The sequence below is a fragment of the Metabacillus dongyingensis genome, from assembly GCF_019933155.2.
GTDB lineage: Bacteria > Bacillota > Bacilli > Bacillales > Bacillaceae > Bacillus_P > Bacillus_P dongyingensis.
On the sequence record NZ_CP082944.1, the window covers coordinates 2,363,209 to 2,388,378 of the forward strand.

At 34.5% G+C, this 25,170-nt stretch carries 29 protein-coding genes and 1 pseudogene; 20 read left to right on the top strand and 10 right to left on the bottom strand.

Annotated elements, in window-relative coordinates; all coding sequences use genetic code 11:
* Positions 1 to 40: 40 nt before the first annotated feature.
* From K8L98_RS11685 to K8L98_RS11725, 9 genes are all read left to right on the top strand, one after another.
* Positions 41 to 418 (top strand): VOC family protein, encoded by a 378-nt coding sequence (locus tag K8L98_RS11685; RefSeq protein ID WP_223442634.1) that lies wholly within the window; start codon positions 41 to 43, stop codon positions 416 to 418.
* 963 nt (positions 419 to 1,381) lie between these two features.
* Complete coding sequence (locus K8L98_RS11690; RefSeq protein ID WP_223442637.1) at positions 1,382 to 2,071, top strand: response regulator transcription factor; 690 nt, start codon at positions 1,382 to 1,384, stop codon at positions 2,069 to 2,071.
* A gap of 14 nt (positions 2,072 to 2,085) precedes the next feature.
* A complete protein-coding gene (locus K8L98_RS11695) occupies positions 2,086 to 3,087 on the top strand; it encodes a sensor histidine kinase (protein WP_223442640.1) in 1,002 nt (333 codons plus the stop codon).
* Positions 3,088 to 3,177: 90 nt separating this feature from the next.
* Positions 3,178 to 3,942 carry an ABC transporter ATP-binding protein gene (locus tag K8L98_RS11700; protein WP_223442641.1) on the top strand — a complete coding sequence of 255 codons (765 nt, stop codon included), beginning with the start codon at positions 3,178 to 3,180 and terminating at the stop codon, positions 3,940 to 3,942.
* A complete protein-coding gene (locus tag K8L98_RS11705) occupies positions 3,917 to 5,779 on the top strand; it encodes an ABC transporter permease (RefSeq protein WP_223442644.1) in 1,863 nt (620 codons plus the stop codon). Before K8L98_RS11700 ends, K8L98_RS11705 begins: the two co-directional genes overlap by 26 nt.
* Positions 5,780 to 6,296: 517 nt before the next feature.
* Entirely contained in the window at positions 6,297 to 6,950 is a 654-nt protein-coding gene (locus K8L98_RS11710) for a serine/threonine protein kinase (RefSeq protein WP_223442646.1), read from the top strand.
* A gap of 450 nt (positions 6,951 to 7,400) precedes the next feature.
* Entirely contained in the window at positions 7,401 to 7,634 is a 234-nt protein-coding gene (locus tag K8L98_RS11715; protein ID WP_243551006.1) for a hypothetical protein, read from the top strand.
* A 151-nt stretch (positions 7,635 to 7,785) separates the two neighbouring features.
* A complete protein-coding gene (locus tag K8L98_RS11720) occupies positions 7,786 to 8,277 on the top strand; it encodes a DUF6584 family protein (protein ID WP_223443341.1) in 492 nt (163 codons plus the stop codon).
* Positions 8,278 to 8,372: 95 nt separating this feature from the next.
* Positions 8,373 to 8,816, top strand: a complete 444-nt coding sequence (locus K8L98_RS11725; RefSeq protein ID WP_223442648.1) for a DUF4279 domain-containing protein — start codon at positions 8,373 to 8,375, stop codon at positions 8,814 to 8,816.
* 485 nt (positions 8,817 to 9,301) lie between these two features.
* Here the strand turns inward: K8L98_RS11725 and K8L98_RS11730 are convergent, their stop codons facing one another.
* Positions 9,302 to 10,123 (bottom strand): NmrA family NAD(P)-binding protein, encoded by an 822-nt coding sequence (locus tag K8L98_RS11730; RefSeq protein ID WP_223442651.1) that lies wholly within the window; start codon positions 10,121 to 10,123, stop codon positions 9,302 to 9,304.
* A gap of 450 nt (positions 10,124 to 10,573) precedes the next feature.
* On the opposite strand from K8L98_RS11730, the gene K8L98_RS11735 reads away from it, so the two are divergent.
* From K8L98_RS11735 to K8L98_RS11760, 6 genes and pseudogenes are all read left to right on the top strand, one after another.
* The gene (locus K8L98_RS11735; RefSeq protein ID WP_223442653.1) at positions 10,574 to 11,671 is read left to right on the top strand and encodes a GerAB/ArcD/ProY family transporter; all 1,098 of its coding nucleotides are present in this window, start codon (positions 10,574 to 10,576) and stop codon (positions 11,669 to 11,671) included.
* Between the two features lie 1,306 nt (positions 11,672 to 12,977).
* Entirely contained in the window at positions 12,978 to 13,454 is a 477-nt protein-coding gene (locus K8L98_RS11740) for a DUF2975 domain-containing protein (RefSeq protein WP_223442656.1), read from the top strand.
* A 10-nt stretch (positions 13,455 to 13,464) separates the two neighbouring features.
* On the top strand, positions 13,465 to 13,686 hold the full coding sequence (locus tag K8L98_RS11745; protein WP_223442659.1) for a helix-turn-helix domain-containing protein: 222 nt from the start codon (positions 13,465 to 13,467) through the stop codon (positions 13,684 to 13,686).
* A 132-nt stretch (positions 13,687 to 13,818) separates the two neighbouring features.
* Positions 13,819 to 14,583 carry a DUF817 domain-containing protein gene (locus tag K8L98_RS11750; RefSeq protein WP_223442663.1) on the top strand — a complete coding sequence of 255 codons (765 nt, stop codon included), beginning with the start codon at positions 13,819 to 13,821 and terminating at the stop codon, positions 14,581 to 14,583.
* A gap of 631 nt (positions 14,584 to 15,214) precedes the next feature.
* Entirely contained in the window at positions 15,215 to 15,706 is a 492-nt protein-coding gene (locus tag K8L98_RS11755; RefSeq protein WP_223442666.1) for a GNAT family N-acetyltransferase, read from the top strand.
* Between the two features lie 139 nt (positions 15,707 to 15,845).
* Positions 15,846 to 15,932: pseudogene (locus K8L98_RS11760) on the top strand (hypothetical protein); the annotation flags it as partial.
* Positions 15,933 to 16,018: 86 nt separating this feature from the next.
* Here K8L98_RS11760 and K8L98_RS11765 read toward each other — a convergent pair.
* Together K8L98_RS11765 and K8L98_RS11770 are read right to left on the bottom strand one after the other, a co-directional pair.
* Complete coding sequence (locus tag K8L98_RS11765; RefSeq protein ID WP_223442668.1) at positions 16,019 to 16,243, bottom strand: site-specific integrase; 225 nt, start codon at positions 16,241 to 16,243, stop codon at positions 16,019 to 16,021.
* 290 nt (positions 16,244 to 16,533) lie between these two features.
* Positions 16,534 to 16,962, bottom strand: a complete 429-nt coding sequence (locus K8L98_RS11770) for a MarR family winged helix-turn-helix transcriptional regulator (RefSeq protein WP_223442670.1) — start codon at positions 16,960 to 16,962, stop codon at positions 16,534 to 16,536.
* Positions 16,963 to 17,105: 143 nt separating this feature from the next.
* Here K8L98_RS11770 and K8L98_RS11775 point away from each other — a divergent pair, with 143 nt between their 5' ends.
* On the top strand, positions 17,106 to 17,582 hold the full coding sequence (locus K8L98_RS11775) for a GNAT family N-acetyltransferase (protein WP_223442672.1): 477 nt from the start codon (positions 17,106 to 17,108) through the stop codon (positions 17,580 to 17,582).
* Between the two features lie 591 nt (positions 17,583 to 18,173).
* On the opposite strand, the gene K8L98_RS11780 is transcribed toward K8L98_RS11775, so the two are convergent.
* From K8L98_RS11780 to K8L98_RS11790, 3 genes are read right to left on the bottom strand one after another with little or no spacing between them, the layout of a single operon-like run.
* Positions 18,174 to 18,701, bottom strand: a complete 528-nt coding sequence (locus K8L98_RS11780; protein ID WP_223442675.1) for a permease — start codon at positions 18,699 to 18,701, stop codon at positions 18,174 to 18,176.
* Entirely contained in the window at positions 18,698 to 19,180 is a 483-nt protein-coding gene (locus K8L98_RS11785; protein WP_223442678.1) for a hypothetical protein, read from the bottom strand. The genes K8L98_RS11780 and K8L98_RS11785 overlap by 4 nt, the downstream gene beginning before the upstream one ends.
* Positions 19,173 to 19,514, bottom strand: coding sequence for a PadR family transcriptional regulator (locus K8L98_RS11790; protein ID WP_223442681.1), 342 nt, complete (start codon positions 19,512 to 19,514; stop codon positions 19,173 to 19,175). Before K8L98_RS11790 ends, K8L98_RS11785 begins: the two co-directional genes overlap by 8 nt.
* A gap of 361 nt (positions 19,515 to 19,875) precedes the next feature.
* On the opposite strand from K8L98_RS11790, the gene K8L98_RS11795 reads away from it, so the two are divergent.
* Positions 19,876 to 20,055 carry a hypothetical protein gene (locus tag K8L98_RS11795; RefSeq protein ID WP_223442683.1) on the top strand — a complete coding sequence of 60 codons (180 nt, stop codon included), beginning with the start codon at positions 19,876 to 19,878 and terminating at the stop codon, positions 20,053 to 20,055.
* A gap of 134 nt (positions 20,056 to 20,189) precedes the next feature.
* Here K8L98_RS11795 and K8L98_RS11800 read toward each other — a convergent pair whose 3' ends face one another.
* The gene (locus K8L98_RS11800) at positions 20,190 to 20,423 is read right to left on the bottom strand and encodes a hypothetical protein (protein WP_223442685.1); all 234 of its coding nucleotides are present in this window, start codon (positions 20,421 to 20,423) and stop codon (positions 20,190 to 20,192) included.
* The gene (locus K8L98_RS11805; protein ID WP_223442687.1) at positions 20,368 to 20,592 is read right to left on the bottom strand and encodes a hypothetical protein; all 225 of its coding nucleotides are present in this window, start codon (positions 20,590 to 20,592) and stop codon (positions 20,368 to 20,370) included. Before K8L98_RS11805 ends, K8L98_RS11800 begins: the two co-directional genes overlap by 56 nt.
* A gap of 299 nt (positions 20,593 to 20,891) precedes the next feature.
* Here K8L98_RS11805 and K8L98_RS11810 point away from each other — a divergent pair, with 299 nt between their 5' ends.
* From K8L98_RS11810 to K8L98_RS11820, 3 genes are all read left to right on the top strand, one after another.
* The gene (locus K8L98_RS11810; RefSeq protein ID WP_223442689.1) at positions 20,892 to 21,395 is read left to right on the top strand and encodes a DinB family protein; all 504 of its coding nucleotides are present in this window, start codon (positions 20,892 to 20,894) and stop codon (positions 21,393 to 21,395) included.
* A 333-nt stretch (positions 21,396 to 21,728) separates the two neighbouring features.
* Complete coding sequence (locus tag K8L98_RS11815; protein ID WP_223442691.1) at positions 21,729 to 22,265, top strand: RNA polymerase sigma factor; 537 nt, start codon at positions 21,729 to 21,731, stop codon at positions 22,263 to 22,265.
* On the top strand, positions 22,240 to 23,751 hold the full coding sequence (locus K8L98_RS11820) for a DUF4179 domain-containing protein (RefSeq protein ID WP_223442692.1): 1,512 nt from the start codon (positions 22,240 to 22,242) through the stop codon (positions 23,749 to 23,751). The genes K8L98_RS11815 and K8L98_RS11820 overlap by 26 nt, the downstream gene beginning before the upstream one ends.
* Positions 23,752 to 23,976: 225 nt before the next feature.
* Here K8L98_RS11820 and K8L98_RS11825 read toward each other — a convergent pair whose 3' ends face one another.
* Together K8L98_RS11825 and K8L98_RS11830 are read right to left on the bottom strand one after the other, a co-directional pair.
* Entirely contained in the window at positions 23,977 to 24,918 is a 942-nt protein-coding gene (locus K8L98_RS11825; protein WP_223443344.1) for an IS3 family transposase, read from the bottom strand.
* Positions 24,840 to 25,166 (bottom strand): helix-turn-helix domain-containing protein, encoded by a 327-nt coding sequence (locus tag K8L98_RS11830; protein ID WP_223440851.1) that lies wholly within the window; start codon positions 25,164 to 25,166, stop codon positions 24,840 to 24,842. Before K8L98_RS11830 ends, K8L98_RS11825 begins: the two co-directional genes overlap by 79 nt.
* Positions 25,167 to 25,170: the final 4 nt, after the last annotated feature.

The following is a 25,170-nucleotide window of genomic DNA, read 5'->3' on the forward strand; positions in this document are numbered from 1 at the left end:
ATCGTATTATTTGCTTTAAAGAATAAAATGGGGTGATTCAATGAAAATTTCTAAATTAGATCATTTGGTTTTGACTGTAAAGAATATTGATAAAACATGTGAATTTTATAGCCAAGTTTTAGGAATGGAAGTAATCACATTTGGAGCGGGAAGAAAGGCACTACACTTTGGAGAGCAGAAAATAAACCTACATGAAGCAGGCAAAGAATTCGAACCAAAAGCAAAAACACCGATGTCTGGCACGGCTGATTTATGTTTTATCACAGATGTTTCTATGTTAGACGTGATAGACCATTTAGATAGTTACGGAGCACTTATTGAAGAAGGTCCAGTAAAAAGAACGGGAGCATTAGGATCGATAACATCTATTTATACAAGGGATCCAGATGGTAATCTAGTCGAAATTTCTAACTATTAAAATTACATTTGCTTTTAAATTAATTTAAGAGTGCCATGCTTGAATAACAAGAGTATCGCTTTCCTTGTTCAATAATCGGCCGCTATTCTTCGATAAGACAACATAAATGATCTTCAACAATCGGGGGCGATTGCTTAACAAAGTGTCGCCTCTTCTTATTGAAGTATAGGGCAGGATAGTTGAAGAGTGGTTTCAAGAATTCTGTTCAAATTAAGTGGTTTTATTAAAGAGAACTTTATATTTAATGCTCACTAATATCAATATTAGACCCAAAATTGTAGTCAAGAAAGGATAACTAAAAGGAAAAAAGAAAATAGGATAGCTGAACCAAGCATCCGTATAATATCCTGCTCCACCAAAATATAAATACTTAAGTTTTTCTTGTGGAACAAAACCTTCACTATTAGGGAGTTCCTTCTGTCTAGCTCCATTCTTTTGTAGAACAATTAAGAAAGATTGCTTATTCGTTTTCTTATTTTCTACAATCCAATAAGAAACGTAATGAGTATATTGATTTAATCCTTCTTGTCCTACTTTAACAGGATAGTTTTTCAGAACCTCTTTAGTTTCATCATTGATGGAAATATAAACATCTGCTAAGTTTATAACATAGTCCCAAGGGTCTTTGTATGTTTCTACATAACGGAATTGAAAATATAAATAGAATGATACCTAAAAATAATCTAATTTTTATTGAAATTTTCATCTATGCCTTCCTTTCTTAAAGTCTCCATATCTTATCAAACCTCCAAAATTTTCTATCTAATTTATCATAATTACGACCATTTGTTGCAATCATTTCTTAAATCATGGTTCCATAATTGTAATAGCAGCAGTGTTATTCTTTGCAGATTGTTAGACTAATGCAGATAAGTGTGCCTTACATTCTTGTAAGGTTGGATATGTGTTTTGGATTCACATTTTTTGTATGGCATAATTTTCTAGAGACAAAGGAGTGAGAGGATGCAAAAAGTATTAATTATTGAGGATGATCCAAAAATTGCGGAGCACCTTAAATCATATTTGGTTAAATATGGCTACAGTGCCATCTTTACGGAAAATTTCGATGATGTTATGGATGAGTTTCATAAGCAGAAACCAGACCTTGTACTATTAGATATTAATCTTCCTAGCTTTGATGGCTATTACTGGTGCAGGCAAATACGGAAGGAGTCGATCTGTCCAGTTATATTTATTTCCGCACGAGTAGGGGAGATGGACCAGGTGATGGCGCTCGAAAATGGCGGCGATGATTTTATCACAAAGCCGTTTCATCCTGAAATTGTGATGGCAAAAATTCGCAGTCAGCTTCGTCGTGCTTACGGGGAATATGCATCACAGGCCCAAGAACGAATTTTAGAGACAGAGGGATTAAAGCTATTCCCGGAAAGACTGGAATTGTCATTTCGTGATAAAACCGTCCCACTATCAAAAAAAGAAGCAGACATAATCGAAAGTTTACTCGAACGATATCCTCGTGTTGCCGGTCGTGAAGACTTGCTGGAAAAGCTATGGGATGAACAAGTATATGTGGATGAAAATACGTTAAATGTGAATATTACGAGAGTTCGAAAAAAATTTGAAGCAGTCGGGATTCCTGGAGCGGTCGAAACAGTGAGGGGTGCAGGCTATCGTTTGAATGTGACATGGTGAAAGGTTGAAGAAAAATGAAATTATTCTTTAAAGAGCATGCATTATTAATTGCCGTACAAATGATCCAATTTTTTCTTATTCTCGGCATCTATTGGCTTGATGGCTATCGTAATCTGTTACCAGCCCTTTATGCGATCTTTCTCGGTCTTTTCTTTCTCACGGGTTATCTTGCTTACCACTATTTTAGTCGTCGCAGGTATTATTTAAGGCTTACTAACTCACTTGAATCCCTTGACGATTCCTTCCAAACAACTGAACATTCCCCCATATCAGAGGCGCTTGATCATCTCTTAAAGGATCAATACAAGCTTTATCAATCAAAAATAAAAGCATTGGAATCTAAGCAGGATGAACACTTAACGTTTATGGATCAATGGGTCCATCAGATGAAAACACCGCTTTCTGTCATTGAGCTTATCGCGCAAAATTTGGATGAACCTGACTCATCCAGTATCCGAGAAGAGACAGACCGGATGAAAACAGGCTTAAACACTATTCTCTATATGGCTCGACTTCGGACAATCGAACAGGATTTTCATATCAAGCCTGTAAATTTGACTAAAATGGTGAATGAAGTAAATAGTGAAAATAAACGATTCTATATTCGGAACAAGGTGTATCCGAATTTGCTGCAGCAAAAACAGGATATGATCGTTGAGACGGATGAAAAATGGCTGTTCTTTATCCTTTCACAGCTTATCAATAACGCAGTTAAGTATTCAAAAGGCAAGAGTCATAAAATTGATCTTGCCATTTATGAAAATGAGGGAGAGGCTGTTTTAGAGGTGAAGGACTATGGCGTAGGGATTCCAGAATCGGACAAGCGCCGTGTATTTGACCCTTTTTATACAGGTGAAAATGGACGGAAATTTAGAGAATCAACCGGTATGGGGCTGTATTTAACGAAGGAGGCAGCCGAGCATCTTGAACATCGTCTCGAGCTTGAATCAAAGGCTGGAGAGGGTGCAACCTTTCGAATCATTTTTGGAACAACACAAAACCTTACAACGATGTAAGGAAAGTGAAAGTAAAATCGATTTTTTGAAGAATGAATAGGAGCTATACTGGTCACAAGTCAAAGGAATTGAATGAAAGGAGAACTTGTGATGCTAAACGTGAAACAAGTGAGCAAGGTTTATGAAGGAAAGATCGCCTACCGGGCGTTAACTGATATCGATTTAACGATTGAAGCAGGTGAATTTGTTGGAGTCATGGGTCCATCAGGAAGCGGGAAAACAACCTTGCTAAACATGATTGCCACTATTGATGAACAGACAACAGGAGAGATCCTGATCAATGGAAGTAATCCACACAAATTAAAAAAAGAAGAGCTAGCCAAATTTCGTCGCCGTGAATTAGGCTTTGTCTTCCAGGACTTTAATCTGCTTCATACTTTAACGGTTGAAGAAAATATTGTTCTGCCGTTAACATTAGACGGAAAAAAAGTGAAGGAAATGAAGGAAAAGGCATATGAAATCGCCGAAAAATTAGGGATTACAGGCATTATGAAAAAACGGACGTATGAAATATCCGGCGGGCAAGCGCAAAGAGCAGCTGTTGCAAGAGCGATGATTCATACACCTAAGCTGCTATTAGCGGATGAACCAACAGGAAATCTTGATTCCAAGTCTTCAAAGGATGTTATGGAAATGCTTGAATCCATTAATAAAAATGAGAAGACAACCATGATGCTCGTAACACATGATGCGCAAGCAGCGAGCTATTGTAATCGGGTAGTCTTTATTCGTGACGGAAAGTTCTATTCGGAGATTCACCGTGGTGAAAATCGCCAAGCCTTTTTCCAAAAGATCATTGATACACTTTCTTTATTGGGAGGGGATGCGCATGACCTTTCGACAGTTCGCGTTTAATAACGTCATACGTAATAAACGGTTATATGCAGCCTACTTTCTTAGTAGCTTATTTACGGTCATGGTCTTTTTTACCTTCTCCATTTTTGCGAATCATCCTGTATTGAGCGGGGATGATATGAGCTCAAGTGTAACGAAAGGAATGAATGCAGCAGCAGGGATTATTTATGTGTTTTCCTTCTTTTTTGTCTTATATTCGATGAGCTCGTTTTTACAATCTCGGAAAAAAGAGTTTGGTTTATTAGTGATGCAAGGCATGTCAATGAAACAAATCCGTTTAATGGTGTTTTTAGAAAATATGTTCATTGGATTTTTAGCAACACTAGGCGGTATACTCCTTGGCGTTGTTTTTGCTAAGGCTATTTTACTATTAGCTGAAAATGTATTGATTATTGAACGTGCGCTGTCTTTTTATTTTCCAACGAAAGCAATCATGATCACCTTTGTTTCCTTTATTATTTTATTTTTCTTTATTTCATTATTTGTTACGTATGTTCTGCGTAGTAAAAAGCTGATTGAATTAATTAAAGGGAATAAAATATCAAAGGGTGAGCCAAGAGCGAACCTTTTTTTAACGTTGTTAGCTGTACTTTTATTAGCGGCGGGGTATGCTGTTGCCTTACTAGTAGAAGGAACGATGGTTGTAGCCGCAATGGTGCCAGTTATTATCGTTGTTTGTATTGGTACCTACTTGTTATTTACGCAATTAAGTGTTTTTATTATTAGAAGGTTAAAGAAGAATGAACGCGTTTTTTGGTTTAAAACCAATATGCTGCTGTTTTCGGATTTAGCCTTTCGCATGAAGGATAATGCGCGCACTTTTTTCATGGTCGCGATGGTTTCAACGGTTGCGTTTTGTGCCATTGGTTCATTATTCGGCTTTCAAACTTTCTTAACATCAAGCATAAAAGCGACGAATTCAACCACGTTTTCCTATAAAACAAGTGAAGAAAATGAAGAACAGAATGTTTCGTTTATCAATCAAACATTAAAAGAAGAGAAAATTGAAACAAAGTCAGAGCACACGGACTTACGCTATTATCCAATTGGACAGGATACCTTTCTGATCACAAGCGAATCCGATTTTAACCGCTTTGCCGCTCTAATTGGTGAAGAAACCACTGACATAAAAGAAGGGCAAGTCATGGTTGTGGAATTTGAAGGAACAAATTTTGGACAAACCACGGAACTACTAAATGAAACGATTACACTAACTTCAGGTGCAACGTTGAAACCAAAGGAAGTCCTACATTCAAAAGCATTGCCTGCAACAGATTCCTATTATATAGTTTCAGATCAGGATTATCAAAAGCTTCCTGAACCAGAGGATGAACAAAGCTATTATGCGTGGCAAGCAACAGATGGAGAAAAAGGAGTAATGGCCGCCTCTGAAAAGCTGTACGAAAAATTACCAAGATATGAAATTATGTCGGTAGAATATGAAATATATGAAATTATGAAAGGATACGGACCAATATTATTTGTCGGGTTATTTATCGGGATTGTCTTTTTCGTATCAGCCGGCAGCTTCCTTTACTTCCGACTTTACATGGATTTGGATGAGGATAAACAAAAATTCAAGTCAATTTCAAAAATGGGGCTTACCGATAAAGAGCTGAAAAAAGTAGTAAACAGACAAACGATGATTCTGTTTTTCGCCCCAATACTCGTTGCTCTCATCCACGGAGCTGTAGCCCTTACAGCGTTATCAAACCTGTTCTATTTTAACCTATTTAAGGAATCAGTTATTGTTCTAAGTGTTTTCTTAGCCATCCAGGTTGTTTATTTCTTCATTGTACGCTTTTTCTATACAAAGCAGATTAAGGCGTCGAATTAAATGAATAAGAATACAAGAAGAAAGGGTCAGACAAAATCTGACCCTTTTAAAACATCAATTGACACTATAAAAACCGCTTTAATTATAAAGCGGTTTTTTAATATGAAGTTAACGAATATTTAAGTTTTTCCAAATCTGATATAGGAGGAGAGTATATATACTAATTTATCAATTCACTTAAATGTCAGTTTATAATCTTTGCAATAAACAACAAAGGAGCCATATAAATGACTCAAAGAATTTAAAGAGATTATTGCTGATAAAGACGAAAATTTAACAATCAGGAGTGCCAACCGTACTGAAACAGGTTTTATTACAGGCCGTCTCCGTCCAGTAAAGAATATTACGTGGCAGCAAGGGATAGATGAAGATAAAGAAGAAGTTGATGAATTTTATATAATCATTTAGAGTTAATTCTATGTTATAAATTAAGGTGCTAGCTATGAGCCATGTTTAAACAAAGCTAAATTCTCAATAAATTAGTATATAAAATCCAACTCGAATTTGAGGAAGTCTAATGATCAATAACACATTTTTAAATATGATAGAAAAAGAACTTATTCATAAAGTTATTCTAATAAGCAAAAGCCCATATGATCCAATTGTTGCTAAAAATATCCCTAAGGATTGGAAATGCTTAGGGACAGGGAATTATGCTGCTGTATTTTCGCATAAATCTAATCCTAATGCAGTTGTCAAAGTATATGGGAGAAGTTTTGAAGCTTTAGAAAAAGAAGCGAATGTATATACCCAATTAGGCATACATCCAGCGTTTTCAAACTTACTATATAAGGGACAAAATTATCTGGTATTAAAAAGATTAGACGGAATTACTCTTTATGATGCAATCGCAAAAGGAATTAAAATACCAGAGAGTGTCATTGTAGATATCGATCAAGCTCTTACTTTTGCTCGAAGCCAAGGTTTAAATCCATATGATGTTCACGGTAAAAACGTAATGATGAAGGATGGCAGGGGGTATGTTGTGGATATATCTGACTTCTATAAAGAGGGTCAAGATGAAAAATGGGATGATTTAGTAAAGGCGTACTATAAGATCTATAAAAAAACGTTGTATAAGATTCCGGTGAAAATACCTTATAAATTTTTAGACTTCGTTAGATATTCATATAGGACGTTTAAAAAAATCAAATGGAAAGTAGAATTATAAAAAATAATGATGAATATTTGGGAGTTTAAAAGTATTACACTTTCAAATTAAAATCATCTATCGTTAAATGATAGAAAGAACCTGGGATTTTTCCTAGGTTCTTTTTGTAGATAGGTAGTTAAATGCATTTAAAAAACGCTGTTTTCTCAAAGATTGTTGCTGACTAAGGTTTAAAATAAAACCAGAGTTTGATCTTCATATCGTGAGAATCAAACCCTGTTTTTATTTTAGTAATTCATAATCGTTTGTTAATTAAAACCTCCGTTTTTAGATAATTTTATGGGATTATTTTAATACGGATTCTTTAGTCTGCCTATTTCATCTGTTAGACCTAATTTAAGCATTTCATCGATTACTAATTCCTTTAACTCTTTTTCATATGGAATCGCCTCTTATTGAAGTATAGGGCAGGATTTTTGAATAAGCTAAATTGGTAAGGGAGTTTTATTTATGAAAGATTTACCCATCTTATTTAGTGTTTTATCATTAAGCTTAGGGATATTTATTTGGTTTTTAATTTTCGTTATGATCAAAATGGAAATAATATCAGCAGTAATATTAATTCAACTCATTGTTTCTGTGATCGGACTGTTTAGGAGTGGTGAGAATAAACTTCTTATTTCGTTAGGCATTTTGTTAAGTGTCTTACCAGTGGCAGCTTACGTTTATTACATTGTTATTTAATAGCAATGAGAGAGTATTTTTTATATCACGAATTGGGGGCAGCATAGAGTGAACAACTTTTTACAATAAGTAACTTGATGAGTGTAGATTTGTATGGAACTAGCCTAATTTTAAAGAGATAACTTAAATTAAGATTAGTGAGGTGTTTTACATAGAAAAACCACCAGTTATAACTATTAAGAAGATTGAAGAAGACATTAGGAAAAATGATTTAGGAAAAGCAAGGGATAGAATACACGGGTTAATTTCAACTTATCCAAATGAATTAGAACTCCGAAGAAAGTTAGGGGACATCTATTTCATTCTGGGGTATCCATCAATGGCCGGTCGCTACTGGTATTTAGAAAAGGAAAAGACACCGGAAATGATCAAAGCTTGTATTCAGTTTGAAAAAACAATGGGAAACGATCCTTTCCTTATAGCAAGAGCTTTGAAGTTTAAGGGTGACAATGAAGTTTTAAAAAAGTTGAAATTAAATCAGGTGATTTCGCCTGTACAAAATAAAGTGAAGGAAAAACTTCAGGAAGAACCTACAGATTCTTCGAAAGATAAATTAATTATTTTTGGTTGCTTTTCAATAATAACACTAACAATTCTCTTTGCATTGATAGGAGTATACTCACTCTTGAATTGGATTATTTGATCTTGCTAATCATCCCTTTTAGTTAGCATCGAGCAGGTTATTTGAAAAATGATATATTAGTTGGAAAGTGAGAACTAGCAGGAGGAAAATTGTGATTGGATAAAACTAGAGTAAAGGTTTATTTCAGCTTGTTTGGAGATGAGTTTCCTATAGCTTACGTGACTGAGTCATTGGGAGTTGAACCAACGGAATTCTGTAATAAGGGTGATGTCATTGAAAGGTCTCATAAACAAAATGTTTTATCAAAGAAAGCCCATTTTCGAAAAGAAACAGCCTGGGAACTAGGTACGGACTATCAAGAATCATACGATGTAAAGGAACAAATGGACCAGATTCTTGAACCATTAAAAAATAAAGCAGCTATTATAAATCAGTTAAAAACGAAGTATAAACTGGAATGTAAATTATTTATCGTAATCATTATGGAAAATGGGGACACACCTGGTTTATACCTTAATAATGAACAAAATGAATTTGCAAATAGTATAAAAGCTGAATTTGATATTGATTTGTATGCAAACTCTTATTTTGATGATTAGAAAGTACACTCCCTATTCAAGTAAAGGGGGCGATTGCAACATATAGTGATCGCCCCTTTTGATAAGAATTGAACAATATAAAAAGGAATAATCATTGTTTCAAAATGAGGAGACTATTAATGAGAGCAGCAATTGAAGTTGAATTAGGTAAAATAAAGGATTTGAAATTACAGTTCTTTGCAACAATCGGGCCATATAGTTGAAGAACATCAGGAACTTTTTGGAATATGGAATAACACCGACAAATGATAAGCACCTCCCAGAAAAAAGATTAGGAGTATTTCCTAACCTTTTAAACAATAGTCCTATTGTCAAGAATAAATCACCTGAGTGTTGTAATTATGCAGCTTTTTACCAATGCTAGCGGTGACTTTTAATGGCTATAGATTTTTATGTGCTGATCATCGGTCCCACCAATCATTAACTTTGATATCGAAAATGAATATGAGGATGCATATATTTCAAAAATGATTGACATGTGTTGGTTAATTGAAATGCTGCACGTGTTCGGCTACCCACTGGGTAAAAGTCCGGGCTGGACGACCGGTGACTTCTTCGACGGTTGGGACCACTGTGAACGCAGACTCTGGAGGGTTGGCGTGCCACCCTATGACAAAATCGATGACGTCATCTTGGGCTCCCTTCTCCCGCATGCGTTCGCGCGCTTGCTCTTCGGTAAGTTCAACGAATTGGATGTCCCTCCCGATCGCTGCACTGATCGCGCGAACCTTCTCGGATATTGTCAGCACTTCGGGGCCGGTCAGCGTATAGGTTTTACCGGCGTGACCGTCGGTGGTTAACGCGATTGCAGCCACACTTCCGATATCGGCCTCGTGAATCATAGCATCCAATGAGTTGCCGAATGGCTCCCTCACCACGCCTTCTGAGCGAATGGACTCCGCCCACATGAGTGCATTGGACATAAACTCAGAGGGTGGCTGGAGATAGGTCCACTCAAGGCTGCTGGCTTCTACGGCCTGCTCCACAGGTCCCTTCTCGCCGCTCCACAAAACCGTGACTCGTCGTACCCCGGCCTTCAAGGCCATTTCAACAATCTCGGGTCCTGTTTGCAGGGGGCCGAAACCTTCACTACTAAAAGTGATTAAGTGAATGCCAGTAACGCCGTGTAGCGCAGGCGCAAGGGACTCCGGTGCAGAAAGGTCACCATACACGACCTCCACCCCTTCTGGCAGATTAGCATTAGCTGGGTTGCGCGTCAGCGCGCGAACACGCTGGCCGGCCTGGACAAGCTGAGCGACTACATGGCGACCAACGTTTCCGGTCGCTCCTGTTACTAAAATTGTCATCATTCTTCCTCCTTTGATTAAGTGTTACATTTATTATCTTATTATTTAATAACGCTTAATACTTCGGCTAAATTGTTGGACTTTACCTACAACTTTAGAATGAGTCATATATGCTGAAGTTGACTGCTGCTCTTTCCCACGGTCAATTACTATTTGGAATTGAATATTAACCTTCAATAAAGGGGTGCTTTAGTACAATACGTATATGATCTTCAACAATACCAGCTAATAAAAGCTCAGGAGTTCTTCCATTAAAGGGCGCTTTAATGGAAGAAGGATCATAGAATCGATCAATCTTTTTACTTCTTTGTAGGAGATCAGGGAAAGAAATATTTAGCCTTCCAAACACGTTTTCTTATTGAAGAGTACTTTGATTGATCTTTGACAATAATGTATTAAATGGATAAGTAAATGAGTAATTAACATAAAATTGTAATGAGGAGAAAGAAGATGCTTGAGAACGGAAAAATCGGAAGTCGTCAACTATTGATTCTCGTTGTCATGTTAACAATCGGGGATGCTATCTTAGTGTTGCCATCTATTCCTGCCATGGAAGCGAAACAAGATGCATGGATTGTTGCTATTGTTAGTGTGATTTTAGGATCATTAATTGTATTTTTATATCATTCTACAAGTATCCTCTTTCCTAATTTAACATTGGTTGAATACAGCGAAAAAATATTGGGGAAGTGGCTAGGAATCACGGTTTCTTTCCTATTCTTGAGCTATTGGTTCATTTCCGCAGCAGCTCACTTAGGGCAAATTGGGAGTTTCCTGTCCACTCATATCATGCCTGATACTCCAGTCCAATGGATTAATGGCCTTTTTCTATGCACCATTATCATGGCGGCTCGCCTTGGACTAGAGCCAGTGGCTAGAAGCGCCGAAATTTTCTCTCCCTTTTTATTATTGCTTTTATTGATTTTAACTATTTTTCTTTTGCCAGAAATAAAGACTCAAAATATGAAACCAATTCTAGAGGAAGGTTTTAAACCGATCATACGTGGCTCTTTTGCCTTTATTACCTTCCCCTTTATGGAACTAGTTGTGATCCTTATGATTCTTCCTTATGTTAGTGAGAAACAAAAGATTAGAAAGAGTCTTTTTCTTGGAGCATTGATAGGAGGTCTCGTTTTAATAGTCATTACTACATTAACAATCCTTGTTTTAGGTGCTGATCAAACAGCCAGACATATTTATCCAAGCTATGAATTGGCTCGTAAGATCAATATTGGTAATTTTTTTCAGAGAGTAGAGGCGATAATGGCCATTCTTTGGTTTATTACCATATATTTCAAAATAGGTCTTTATTTTTATGCAACTTCATTAGGTCTAGCACAAACATTAAGATTAAAAGAATATCGGCCTTTTACTATTCCGCTCGGGATGATAATGATTGTGTTGTCATTAGTCGTTTCTCCAAACATCGTCTATTACAATAATGCCATTATAAAATACTGGCCTCTCTATGACATGACAATGGGGTTCATTCTTCCCTTGTTATTGTTAACAGTAGCTAGATTTCGACATAACAAAGAAAAGGGATAATACTAAGCCACGGAAACAATCGTAAAAGGGAGTGACTAACTCTTTACTTAAACTATGCTTACAAAAAGTTAACCAAGAATCGGCCAAAATATTAGTTAACAGTAACAGCCTTTAGGGCTGTTTTATAGTCTTTTTTCCACAATCGGTGGCTTAAATGGGGTAACCGAATCACTTGTATTATAACGTTTAGAGTAAAAATGCTCTGAGCGTTTTTTCGTACAACAAATCACCAAAACCTGTTAACTTCTGATCATTCAACAGTATGATAATTGGATCTTTGGCAAGCTGAAATAATCATTATATCGTGGAATTTGTGAAGGTTTTACTTAACCTAACTCAGCGTGTTAGTTAAGTAGGATTGGTGAATCTAGTTGCCGAATTGTTAATTTACAGGATCTTGCTGTTCGAGTTGCTTCAGCTGCGTTGCGGTGGTGTCCATCTTAGACGTAAATCGTCTGAGGAAAAAATAAATGAAAGAATTGATTGAACGTTCGACCATAACCGTTTAGTCAATGAATTTAAGGAGTTTGAGCTTATGAAAAATCCAGTATTATTTTCTATGAAAAAAAATTTCCAAGTGCAAACATGATCCTTATTAAGGATCAGCTACCGATCCTTTTCGATACTGGTTTTGGGAGTGATGCGAAAGATACAGAGCAATTAATTAAAGAAGCAGGCGTTTCACCAGAAGTATTACACCTGTGCTTTTGCTTCTGCATGGCAGGTTGTGACAGGGACATTCTTAGCTCAGTTCTGGAGAACCCGTGCACCATATGATGAAGAAGTGGCAAGTGATGAAAAAACTAAAAAAATGTCTTAGGATATAAAATAAAAATTGATGCGTATCCAAAAGAACTGCACTCCTATTGTTTAAACGAAATTCTTACAATTGGGTGCCTTTTTTAATATTTGATACTTAAATAGAAACCGTCTAAAAAACGATTGTTTTCGATAGCTAGTTTAAGAAGAATTATGAGTTGAGCAATTTTAGGCACTCACTTGATTATTAATAGCAGCGATATTTAACGTATTCGGCTATAAGCTATGTACCCGTTATTCAACAATTGGGGGTGATTGCTAAAGATCCAGCCGGTTGAGCTCCAGCTTTTTCTCATTCATCAACGGGCAAGTTAATAAAGAAAGTTATATATCGAATTGTTTGAAGTATTTCTTGATAATAAAGAATGCTTTTTTTTGGGTTTTCATTTATAGCAATAAAAATATCGCAATAATAGATAAAAATTTATTGTAAAACAATAAATATCGTGTTAAATTCAAATAATAATAAATAAGTGAGGTGCTTTTTATGAAACATGGTTCAACCCTCTTTTTGAAGATAGCTGTTTTTCTAATTGGAACTCCAGTTCTTGCTTTGTGTATTTTTGGGTTGCCTTGGTTAGCAAATAATCCAGCAAATCCAGATTATGCCCACATACTATATCCCATTTTAATAGGTATGTATGTATCAGCGATACCGTTTTACATTGCATTGTATAAGGCTTTTAAACTTTTAAGCTATATTGACAAGAACCAAGCTTTCTCTGAATTGTCTGTTAAAGCTCTAAAGAAAATCAAATTCTGTGCAATGACAATCAGTGGTTTGTATGTGGTCATTATGCCATTTGTTTTTCTAGTAGCAGATCTAGATGATGCCCCAGGTCTCATAATAATCGGAATAGTCTCTATCTTTGCTTCAATGGTAATCGCAGTATTCGCTGCTGTTCTTCAAAGACTTTTAAAAGAAGCGATTGATATAAAATCGGAAAATGACTTAATAGTCTGAGGTGAAAATAATGGCAATTATAATCAATATTGATGTGATGCTGGCTAAAAGGAAAATGAGCGTAACAGAACTCTCGGAGAAGGTTGGAATAACAATGGCAAACCTTTCTATATTAAAAAATGGAAAGGCAAAAGCGATTCGATTATCAACTTTAGAGGCGATTTGTAAGGCTTTAGAATGTCAACCCGGAGATATTTTGGAATACCGAAGTGATGAAGACACCAAGGATTAATATAGCATGAATATTTAAAAGGAAAAGAAAGTTATTCGGCGGTGAACCTATGCTCATAACCCTAAGTCTATTTAGCTATTATACTAAGCAGGACTTGCATATTTTTAGAAAAAACCATTGGAGGCACAAATCATGAGAGCACTAAACCAGCTCGTTCGTTTTGGTTGGGAGCAGGCACTGTCATGTTTGTTTCCTGTCGTTATTTTTGCCTCTTTGGCATTTACAAAAATCATACCGCTTCCCTTCCTGCCACGGTATGACTGGCTGCTCATCATCTGCCTTCTCATGCAGTGGTGGATGGTGCATTCTGGGCTTGAAACACGGGATGAACTAAAGGTTATCACCTTGTTCCACCTTATTGGACTCGCTCTGGAACTTTTCAAGGTACATATGGGCTCCTGGTCATATCCAGAGGAAGGATATTTCAAAGTTTTTGAAGTGCCTTTGTATAGCGGATTTATGTACGCAAGTGTAGCGAGTTATCTCTGTCAGGCGTGGAGGAGGTTGAGGGTTGAACTAGTTAAGTGGCCGCCGTTTTTGGTCGTAGTACCACTTGCATCCGCAATCTATTTGAATTTTTTCACCCACCATTATTGGATTGACATTCGTTGGTGGTTATCTGGACTTGTCATGATCGTCTTTTGGCAATCATGGGTCAAATACGAGATTAATGGAACTCGTTACCGTATGCCACTCGCACTTTCTTTTGTGCTTATCGGATTTTTTATATGGATAGCGGAAAATATCGCAACGTTCTTTGGAGCTTGGGAATATCCAAACCAAACCAACGCATGGAGTCTCGTTCATCTAGGAAAGGTGAGTTCATGGCTCTTATTAGTGATTGTCAGCTTTCTTATAGTAGCGACGTTAAAGCAGGTTAAGTTCAAAATATCATAGTTCAAAATGGGAGGCTTTGTAATTAAATGAATATCCTGAAATAGATGATCTGATTTATGACGAAGATGTTTATTTAATATGTTTATTTGCCAGATGTAATAGATGAGAAGTATAAAAATCATTTCCGCAGCTGATTTTTAGGAGATGGCATTCTTATGTCTTATATATATTTTATGAAAACATACCAAAGTTTTTGGCAATCTTGAAAGTATTAGATTATTACGGCTAATTTATTAAGATGAAGAAAGATGGATTACTGTCCAGCGGTGATTCTGCTCAAATAACTGTTGATTTGATATATTAATCGGTAAAAAACAATTTAGAAAAATTGATGAAACTTTAAGGTAGTCCCATCATGAGACTACCTTAAAGTATTTTATTCAACAAAAGGGGACGATTAAAGTGCAGGATTGTGGAGGATTCGATTTTTCTTTTTTCTTTAGTTAAAGGACCAGAATGATGAGACACGTTTTCAACGAAATTGGATTTTTATGAAAAAATACATCGGGGAATTGTGAAGCCTTTCACTTAAATTAACTAACGAGGCAGTTTAGTTCGTGAAGGACAAATGAAAGTTTAGGTCGAAATTAATTAAATAAGAGATTTAATTAATTGTAAAAGAGGTATAACAATGACTGTTTCATTGAACCCCATTTCCAAAGATGAAAAGCATATTCTTAAGAATTTATATTCCCTTTATTTACATGACCTTTCAGAGTATACCGAGGGTTTAGACATCTCAACAGATGGTTTATTTGAATTTGATTCATTTGAATTAATTTGGAAGACGGAAGGGTTAACACCATATTTTTTGAAAAAAAATAAAACAATTGTAGGGTTTTTATTACTTTTGGAAAGTCCGTTTTTAAAAAAGGACTATGATTACAGTATTAATGATATTTTTATTTTGAAAAAATATAGAAGAAAAGGTATTGCAATTTCATTATTAAAGGTATTGTTTAAACAAAAAAAGGGTAGTTACTTTGTTGTGGAATTAGCTAAGAATATTCCTGCTGTTATATTTTGGAGAAAGATTTTTAGTGAGCTAAATATAGATTTTGAAGAAAAAAAGAAAATTGTCGATGATGAAGAATGTTTGGTTCAGTCTTTTCAAATTACATAGAAAAAATTAAATCTGATGCAGAAGATTTTATTAGAAATGAAGGAGATAACCCCAAAAAAGATTGAGATAAACTTTATTAATCCTTCTTAATTAATCGGGGGCGTTTGCTGCAAAGTGAAATTGCCCTTATATTTTGTAAGCCTATAAAATAGACATGTTTGCTTTACTTGGGAAACCAGGTTTAGAAGAAGTTAAAGCGAATCTTGAAAAACACTTTGAGGAATAAGGTTTAACGCCACTTTCCTTATTAAGTAATTGCTTTGTTCACGGGGTATAAAAAGGTGACTGACCACATTTTGACCACATTCCTTGCTAAAATGTGATTGAGTCTCCCATATACTCTGAGAATTTATTTATTGATTTGGTTTCCATTGATTTTGTAACATGGGAATAAATGTTTCCGGTAGTCATAATATCCTTAAGTCCTAATCTTTCTTGAATCTCTTTTAAAGATACTTCTGCTTCCAGCAGCATTACAGCGCTAGTTTTCTTTAGTCTTTCAAATGCAGTTTGAATTGTTCTTTCTCTTAAACGCATGCCATCTTCTTTGCAAAATACAAAAAGCTTGAATCATCCAAGGAAAAAGAAAAGATTCTTAAGGAAGAAATTGAAGAGTTGAAGAAACAACATAGATCTGGATCAGAAGCCTAAAGGCTTTTTTTGTTTGGCTTAATCTCCAAGGGATTTTTCATCTAAATAAGGAGGTGATCTAAGCTGTGAAAAAAATAAGTGAATTAATTCACACATTAGCGTGGTGCGACAAGAGACAGTTGGTTTGTTTAGTTTGCACTTACACCAGGGCAAACTGATTGAAAAAACTTTCAAAATTAATTTTTATCTAATTTTTCTTTTATTTTCATCATCGAAATACGTATTTCATTAATCTCACTTTCAGTTAGTCCATTCAATAAATGATTTATTTGTTCATTTGACTGAATATTAATTTTATCTAGCAATTTCTCTCCTTTTTTTGTTAAAAAGAGAAGATTTTTTCTACTGTCTAATATTGAGCTTTTTTTCTTTATTAATGCTTCCCTCTCTAATTTACGTAAAATTCTGCTCATATAGCTTCTATCAATATTAAGTTCTTGAACGAGATTATTCGCAATACACTCAGTTCTCTCGCTTATTTCAAATAGTATTCGTGCCTCGGTTAATGAATAATCTGAATCTAGAATTTGGTTATTAAATAAACCAAGTACCTTTGTATAAAATCGATTGAATTGTCTGATATCATAAATGATTTCTTTATCCATACATTCTCCTTTAGTTGACTATGTCCACATTTGATATTAACATAACTGTATCTCTAAAATGTGGACTAAGTCAACATTTTAGAGATGCCATTTTCAAAAATGTGTCGCAATCTTTATTAAGATCTAATTGAAGGAGATAGTATATGATTATTCGAGAAATTAAAAAAGAAGACAATGCAAAAGTAAAAGAAATAATACAAGATTCACTAATATCACTTGGCTTGGCGATTCCAGGAACAGCTTATTTTGACCCTCAACTTAACGACCTTCACCAATATTATACTAATTTAAAATATGCTAACTATTGGGTAGTAGAATTGGAAGGAGAAGTTGTTGGTGGAATTGGTATAGCGTCGTTTAACGAACAAGACAAAGTTTGCGAATTGCAAAAGCTATACTTAAGTCCAAAAGCAAAAGGTTTAGGGTTTGCAAAGAAACTAATGGAAACAGCTTTGTCATTTGCCTCTAAACATTATGCAAAGTGCTACTTAGAAACACAGCACGAATTAAAAACTGCGTGTATATTATATGAAAAATTTGGATTTACACTTTTACATCAACCATTATCAGGTTCTGCCCATTCTGCTATGAATGCGTGGTATTTAAAAGATTTGAATTAGAGCCGTAAGAACTCCATTAAATCAATTATAATTAGAAATTAATATATAGAATAAAAAGCCGATTTCCAAAAGTGGAGTTCGGCTTTTTTTCTAACTTTGTGAAGGATTGTACTTAAACTACCCGTTAGTTAAACAAGCATCAAATAATAAAAGCACCTTTTAAGCCTTTCCTCTTTTTCCATGAACCCAAGAACCTACTAGTTACTAACTTAACAGTAAAGATTAGAATTAAAATTAGGTGATTCTATGTACATTTCTCCAATGCTTCTTCATAAATCAGAAGAAGCTTTATTTAATAAGGTAATTAAAAAGAGGATATAGTACATACCGTATCCTCTAATCTTTTGCTGCATACAGTAGTCCGTTGTAGGTGCAGGATTAACAGAAAATGATTGTATTCATGAGCAATTCTGGAGCCAAGTCCAGCAGCGACAAGTGAATACTCTCAAGGTTTTTTCAACTGATTTCCCTAGTTATTTCCCAAGTATTTTTCCGTAAAAAGTCCGGCTCCTAATGGAATATTATAAATTAAAAAGCTACAGCTACAAAATAATCTGGGATTGAGGGGCTTAAAGACTTATTGATCTAAATCTATACTTCCTTAGTTATATCATACTTTAACAACTTTTGTTGGCCATAAATTTTTTCAAAAAGAATTCCTGTTAAATAGTAAAACACGAGGCCAAAACAAATGTGAATAAGTGTAAATTTAGAACCAAACGAAGTGAATTCATATACTAGAACTGGCAATTTCACTGTTGACCAAGCGCCTAAGAAAAACACTATATAGCGGACACTGGCTCCTTTTTTCAATAAAAGTACTGCAATTGGAAAGGCTATATAAAGAGGGCCTGCAGCTACTGTTGCTAATAATAAGGTGAAGAAGACACCATATATACCTGATTTTTCACCCATATATCGAATGAGTGATTCTTTCTTTACCCATTGATCCAATAATCCCACTAATATGAATATAGGAGGAAGTAGGAATAACATATCCAAAATACTTTTGCCAGTTAACTGAACTGTTTTCATAGCAATAGCTTGATTCATAAATGCAATAAGAAGAAGCCCTAATAATAAAATGAGAAAGAACCGATATCTTTTTAGTTTTGTCATGTCATCACCACCCAAATAATCAATGCAAATAGAAGAGACATTATTATGGCAGAAATATTTCGTGCATAAGCAAAACTTCGTCCAAAAGTTTTTTGTTCCATAGATAAAGTTGCAAGTCCTACAGACATTAATGTCGACATTAATACCGCTACTTGTGGAAGAGCAGCACCATTTTGAACTAATGTATGTCCGAGAGGAAAGACGATAAAGCTTGGAACTAAAGCAATTGAGCCAATGATTGTTGAATAAATGATGCCTAGTAAGCCAGAATTTTCGCCAATAATTGAAGAAATAAGGGACGGTGTCAATAAAGACAATGCTAGCCCAACAAAAAGCATAATAGCTAATAAATCCGGTAAAACATTGCGAAACATTTTCCATGAACTTAATAAGGCTACCTTTGTTTTATGTTTGTCTTTTGTGAAGGAAATACCCAAATAAATAGTGGCTATAGTATAGAGAATAATTCCATTAATCATTATTTTGAGCATTCCATTCTTTATATTTTTCTAGGAAAAACGATAAATTTTTAATTTTTTCTTCAATATCTATTTGAAAATCTTCTAATTTTCTTTTTCCAACTGTAGTGATTCTGTACATCCTTATCGGTTTATCTCGATCAGATGTATCCAGATAAGACTCAACAGCACCTTCTTCCTCTAATTTTTTTAGTGTGCGATATAATATGGAACTATCAATTGGATTGATGGGAAGCTCTTCCTCACATTTTTGCAGAAGTTTCCCTCCATAGTTATCTCCCTCTGTTAAAAACAGCAAAAGAAATGCACCTGTATGTCTCCCTGTATGTTTCATGAAATATATAACCTCCTAATTTTAATGTAAAAATTATTTTTCGGTGACAGCATACTGTTAATAACAGTATGCTGTCATAAACAGTATTGTGTCAATTTTTTTCTCTGTGATAACAAAAAAATTAGAATGTGAAGAATTGTACTTATACTAAAGGGGGCTAGAGTTAAATAAGTGCGAGCCAGCTACAACAGCCTTTGATCTTCAACAATCGGGCGCTTTAATTGAATAAAAAGAAGAGCACATATTATACATGACTAATATGTGCTCCTCTTTATTTTTAAGGATTTATATAATTTAGGTCTTGATAAATAATGACGAAACTTCTAAATTCAAAGAACTTCATAATATAGCAGCAGGCATAATGGAATTTATGAAACCGGCTGACCGAAAGAAACTATATGCTGAATACCAAAAGTACGTTGTTAACGAAAACAATGATTTTATCTATCTTGAGCCGAAGTTAAAAGGCGTTGTAAAATACCGCAATTTGACCCAAAAAGGATATTTAAGAATTCCTTCTTTTGAACATTGGATAGCATAATAAAAAAGCTGAAGAAACTCTTCAGCTTTTTATATTTATTATTCAAATGTATACTCAACTGTTTGCTGTCCAGTAATGTCTTCGTAGGTATCACCATTCATTGAACTTCCAAATATCAACTTCACTTTATTGATTTACGCATCCTTGATAATAAAGCCATCTTGATAATCTTTCTTCACTTTGCCAATGAATACTGAATCAGTTTTTGAATCATCAAAGAAGAAATCTTTTATCTGTCCGTCAATCTGTTCACCTTTATCTGTAACAACGTTCATAAGATCATACCATTCAACGTTACCTTCTGTTGTATTTTCAGCATTGAATGTATGAGAATCCGTCTTTAATCTCTTCTGAAGTAGTATCAGCATTTAAAGCAATATCTTCCGCAAATGTTGGATCTATGTCTGTAAGTTTAATGACTTTAACGTCTTTCACTGTAATCTTTAAAGGGGCAATATCAACCGTTTCATTAACTTGCTTAATCTTGAACAGTTCTGCCGTTGCTGTATCATTCTTAGCTTTTTGACCAACTTCCAATAATTCTGTAGAACCATTCTCATTTTTTTTAGGTTCTGCCGGCTAACGATATTCTTTTTCTTTAATATACTTAAGGAAGGATTTTGGACAATTATGTAGAAATGGAAATATTAGTTACTCTATTAAAGGGCAGACATAGTTGAAGAGTGGTTTCAAGAGTTTGATCAGCAATCGGGCCATATTCTTGAGTAAGTCTTTTTAAGTTAAACTAATATGACCATATAGACACTTTAATAAATTGGAAGGGAATATACAAGATTTGGCGAAACTATTATTTATAACAAAATTGGAGGATTTTTATGTTCCAAGACCTAAACCATTTTTTAAAATCCTGGGAGTACGAATCTGGAGCCACACAGAACCTACTGAATAATCTAACTGATGAGTCACTAAAGCAGGAAATTACTTCACAGAACTGGAATTTAGGACGTATTGCTTGGCATACAGTTGCGTCCATTCATATCATTACTTCAAACACAAAATTAAGATTTGAAGCCCAAGCAGAAGATTGGCCAGTCCCTGATTCAGCTAAGTTTATAGCATGTAGTTATAGGAAAGCCAGTGAAGCATTTGTACAAGCTTTAGAAACTCAATGGAGGGACCAAACTTTAGGAGAACATATCAACTTTTTGGGTAGACAAATGCCAAATGGTTCTCTTTTGATGTTCTTACTTCAGCATCAAAGTCACCATCGAGGACAAATGACTGTTCTTATGCGTCAAGCAGGATTAAATGTTCCAGGTATATATGGCCCTTCAAAAGAAGAATGGGCTAAATTTGGTATGGAACCCCCAACAATGTAATCAAATCCATACTTCCGTTAAAGGGCGCTATTCTTCGATAAGACAACATAAACGATATTCCACAATCGGGGGCGATTACTTAATAAGTGTCGCCTCAAAACGTGAAAAAATGATAAATCCGGACAGTGAAAAACCCCTTATAAATCAAGGGGTTTTCTTTTTTCCAACTTCCTCTAGGAACGATTATGTTAACTAGATTTGTATAGAGTATACATTTGAAACTTGGGGCCTTGTTAAACTAAGATAATTTTTTTTAAAAAAATTCAAAAACACAACTTTTGATTTGTTATTACGTCTAAGTATTGAACATTAAGAAAAGGAGGGGGGATTTTATTGTCAGAGTACAGAAAAGAAGAAATTGCAGATTGGTATGATCAACATAGTAAATCGATTTTAACCTTTATTTTATTGATGGTTAAGGACTATCAACAAGCAGAAGATTTAACCCACGATACGTTTGTTAAAGCATATTTATATTATGATTCATTTAAAAATCACTCAAGTGAAAAAACATGGTTATTTAGTATTGCTCACAATCTAACGGTGGATTTTTTAAGAAAGCGCAAGCCAAGCATATTCTTTAAAGAATTTTTTCTTTCACAAAAAGACAATAATCTATTGCCTGAAGAGATTATTAAAATTAAAGAGAACTCATTTGAATTTTATAAAGCGTTAGGTGAAATCAAAGATACATATAGAAAAGTGATAGTTTTAAGAAAGATCAAGGGTTTTTCTATAGAGGATACCGCAAAGATTTTAAGTTGGTCTGAAAGTAAGGTTAAATCAACGCTTTTTAGGGCGATACCAGTTCTAAAAAAACAATTAATAAAGGAGGGATTTTTAAATGAAGAAGCAATACGAAGATACTGAGTTTGATAATCCCTTAAAAAAGCTAAATTCCGATTTAATGTGGAATAAAACAAAAAAACAAGAACTAAAAAACCGAATTTTAGTTGATATTGAAAATTTGGAATCTAATGAGAGAAATAAGTACTCTAGTATATCAACACATAGCAAAAAGGTAAATGTCAGCACCTTTAACAAAAGAAGTACTCTTTACAAAAGATTTTCATTAGCTATAGTAGTGTGTTTGATTATTGTTTCGACATTTATTTTCACACCCGCATTAGCAGTTATTCAAGAGGTTTATGATAAAATATTTTCGAGTAAACATATTGATGATACAGGTGTTAGGACTGCAATTACCCAGGGGTATGGTCAAGCTGTTGATCAAACATTTTATGATGAAAAACATGATATAACAGTGCATTTTGAGAGTGTGATGACGGATGATAAAGAGACAAAGCTGTTACTGACTTTTCAAAGTAAAAAGACAAATTTAAAGAACTATTATCTCGATATTTTTGAAGGTGTAACTTCGATTAACCTGATTGTTGGAAATGAACAAAAAAAATTAGACAATGTGGGTTGGGGAAGCAGGTATTACGATAGTAAAGAAAACAAAGTGGCTGAAGCATTATCTTTTAAATCAATAAAAGAATATGAAGATCAAGACATTCGTTTAGAAATTCAAAATTTGACAATATATGATGCCAACGGTACTAGTAAAGTTCAAACGATTTGGCCACTCGATATTAAGCTCGATAAATCTGCCATCTCAGAAAGAGAAACCGTAGAAATAAATAAAGAATTCACTTTTGAAAAAGAAACATACAAGATTAAACAGGTAGAGTTTTCACAGCTAGAAACAAGAGTTGTCGTTTCTACACCTACACCTGACAGGGACCCCATACCGGATAAGGATGGAGGTCAAGGTAGAGTAATGAGCAAATTGGAACATAAATTCCTTAATGCAAGGAAAATAGATAAAAAATACGGTTATATCGTTGACGATAAAAAATCTGGTATATTTTTGAAATCAGCAGCCGAAAAAGTGGAGCCAATTTTTAGTAAGGGTGAAGTAGAGGGAGCAAAGGACGAATATATAATGATTTTTGCTCCGGTTAAGGATCGCCAAGACTGCATTCTTGAAGTTGGTGATGATATTAAAATACCATTAAATAAGAGTGGAACTATAGAAAAACAAGCGGAAGGTAATGAAAAACCAAATATAGACGCATTGTTAGCTGAAAATGGATTTACAGCAGAACAACTGTCGAATGATGAAATGAAAGAAATGGATTTATATCTTGAAAAATTTCCAAAAGAATTTTCAATTGATAGAACTGTAATAGGAAAAGTGAAAAATCATGAAAATTCAAAGGTTTTAGAAGTTTCCATATCACAAACATCTGGTATGCTTAGTGAAGTTCAGGCTTTAAATGCAGAAGATGCTAAAATAGCAAGAAAAGAAGATGGTTTGTCTTTCATTCCTATTTATTTAACTCATGATTAAGATAGATAAAATAAATCCCCTTTATTAATTTAAAGGGGATTTGTATTTAAATATGGCTTAACTTTTTTTCATAAGGTACCGGAAGATTGGTTTTTTTGATTTATATGTGATCATTTACAGATACTGATCTTCCTCAATCGGGCGCTTTAATTAAACAAGCAGCAAAAAGGATCTTCGTTTGGTCTTACCCCCGTCAAGTAGACAATGAAAAAAAGGGTACACTAATTAAGCAGCCGTAGCCCTAAATTCAGTAGGGCTGAGGTTGTTTAATTTCTTTTGAAAACGTTTATTATTATAAAACTTGATATATTTTCTTACTGCTGTTGTTACTTCTTTTGAAGTCTTGAATCGAGAACGGTAAAAACATTCTGTTTTAAAGTGGCTAAAAAAACTCTCTATACAAGCATTATCAAAACAATTTCCCTTTTGGGACATACTTACGTTTATATTGCTTCTTTTTAATAGTTGGTTATATCTTATTGAGGTGTACTGAAATCCTTGATCGCTATGCAATAGGAGTCCTTTGACATCTCTTTTTTTTATGGCTGATTTTAAAGTGTCAGTTACTAGTTTAAGATCATTTCTTTCACTTATCTTATACGAAACAACCTCATTATTGTAAAGGTCCAATATTGTAGATAAATAGATTTTCTTTCCATTAAATTTGAGACAGGTTATATCTGTCACCCATTTTTCATTTGGGCGTGTAGCTGAAAATTCTCTGTTTAAATAGTTATCAGAGACGACACATTTTTCTTTACGTCCAAAGTGCCTCCACTTCTTTTTTCGTATCTTTGCTTGAATTCCATATCTCTTCATTAAACGATAAATTCTTTTATGATTAACTCTTAGACCGTAGGTCTTTTTTAACCAAGTTTTGATTCTTGGATAACCATAACTCCAATTAATATCAGGATCTTGTTGGCATTTAATAATTTTTGTTACAATTGATTGATCTTCCAGCTCTTTTTTTGAAGTGTTATTTTGGCGTTTAAACCATTTATAATAACCACTCTTTGAAACACCTGCTATTTTACATAAGGTGATGATACTAAATTGTTTTTTAAGTTCATGGATTATTTTATATACTAACGATTTTTCTTTTCTTTTAACATCCCCCTTTTCGCAGCTAAGAGCTTTTTTAGAAAGGCATTTTCTGCTTCTAATCGATTTATTTTTTCTGCCTCACTTTCATAATCTTTATTAGGTCTACCTTTAAACTGGCTACGTGATGTTCCTCTTTTTTCCTCTAAGCCTTGGACTCCTTCACTTTTATAATGAGATATCCATCTTTGGATAGTTGTATATCCTATACCCAACTCTTTAGAAATTGATCTAATGCCCATATCATTTATGTACAAATTAATTGCTTTTAATTTAATCTCTTTTGTATAAGTCTTTCTAATTTTCCCCATGATA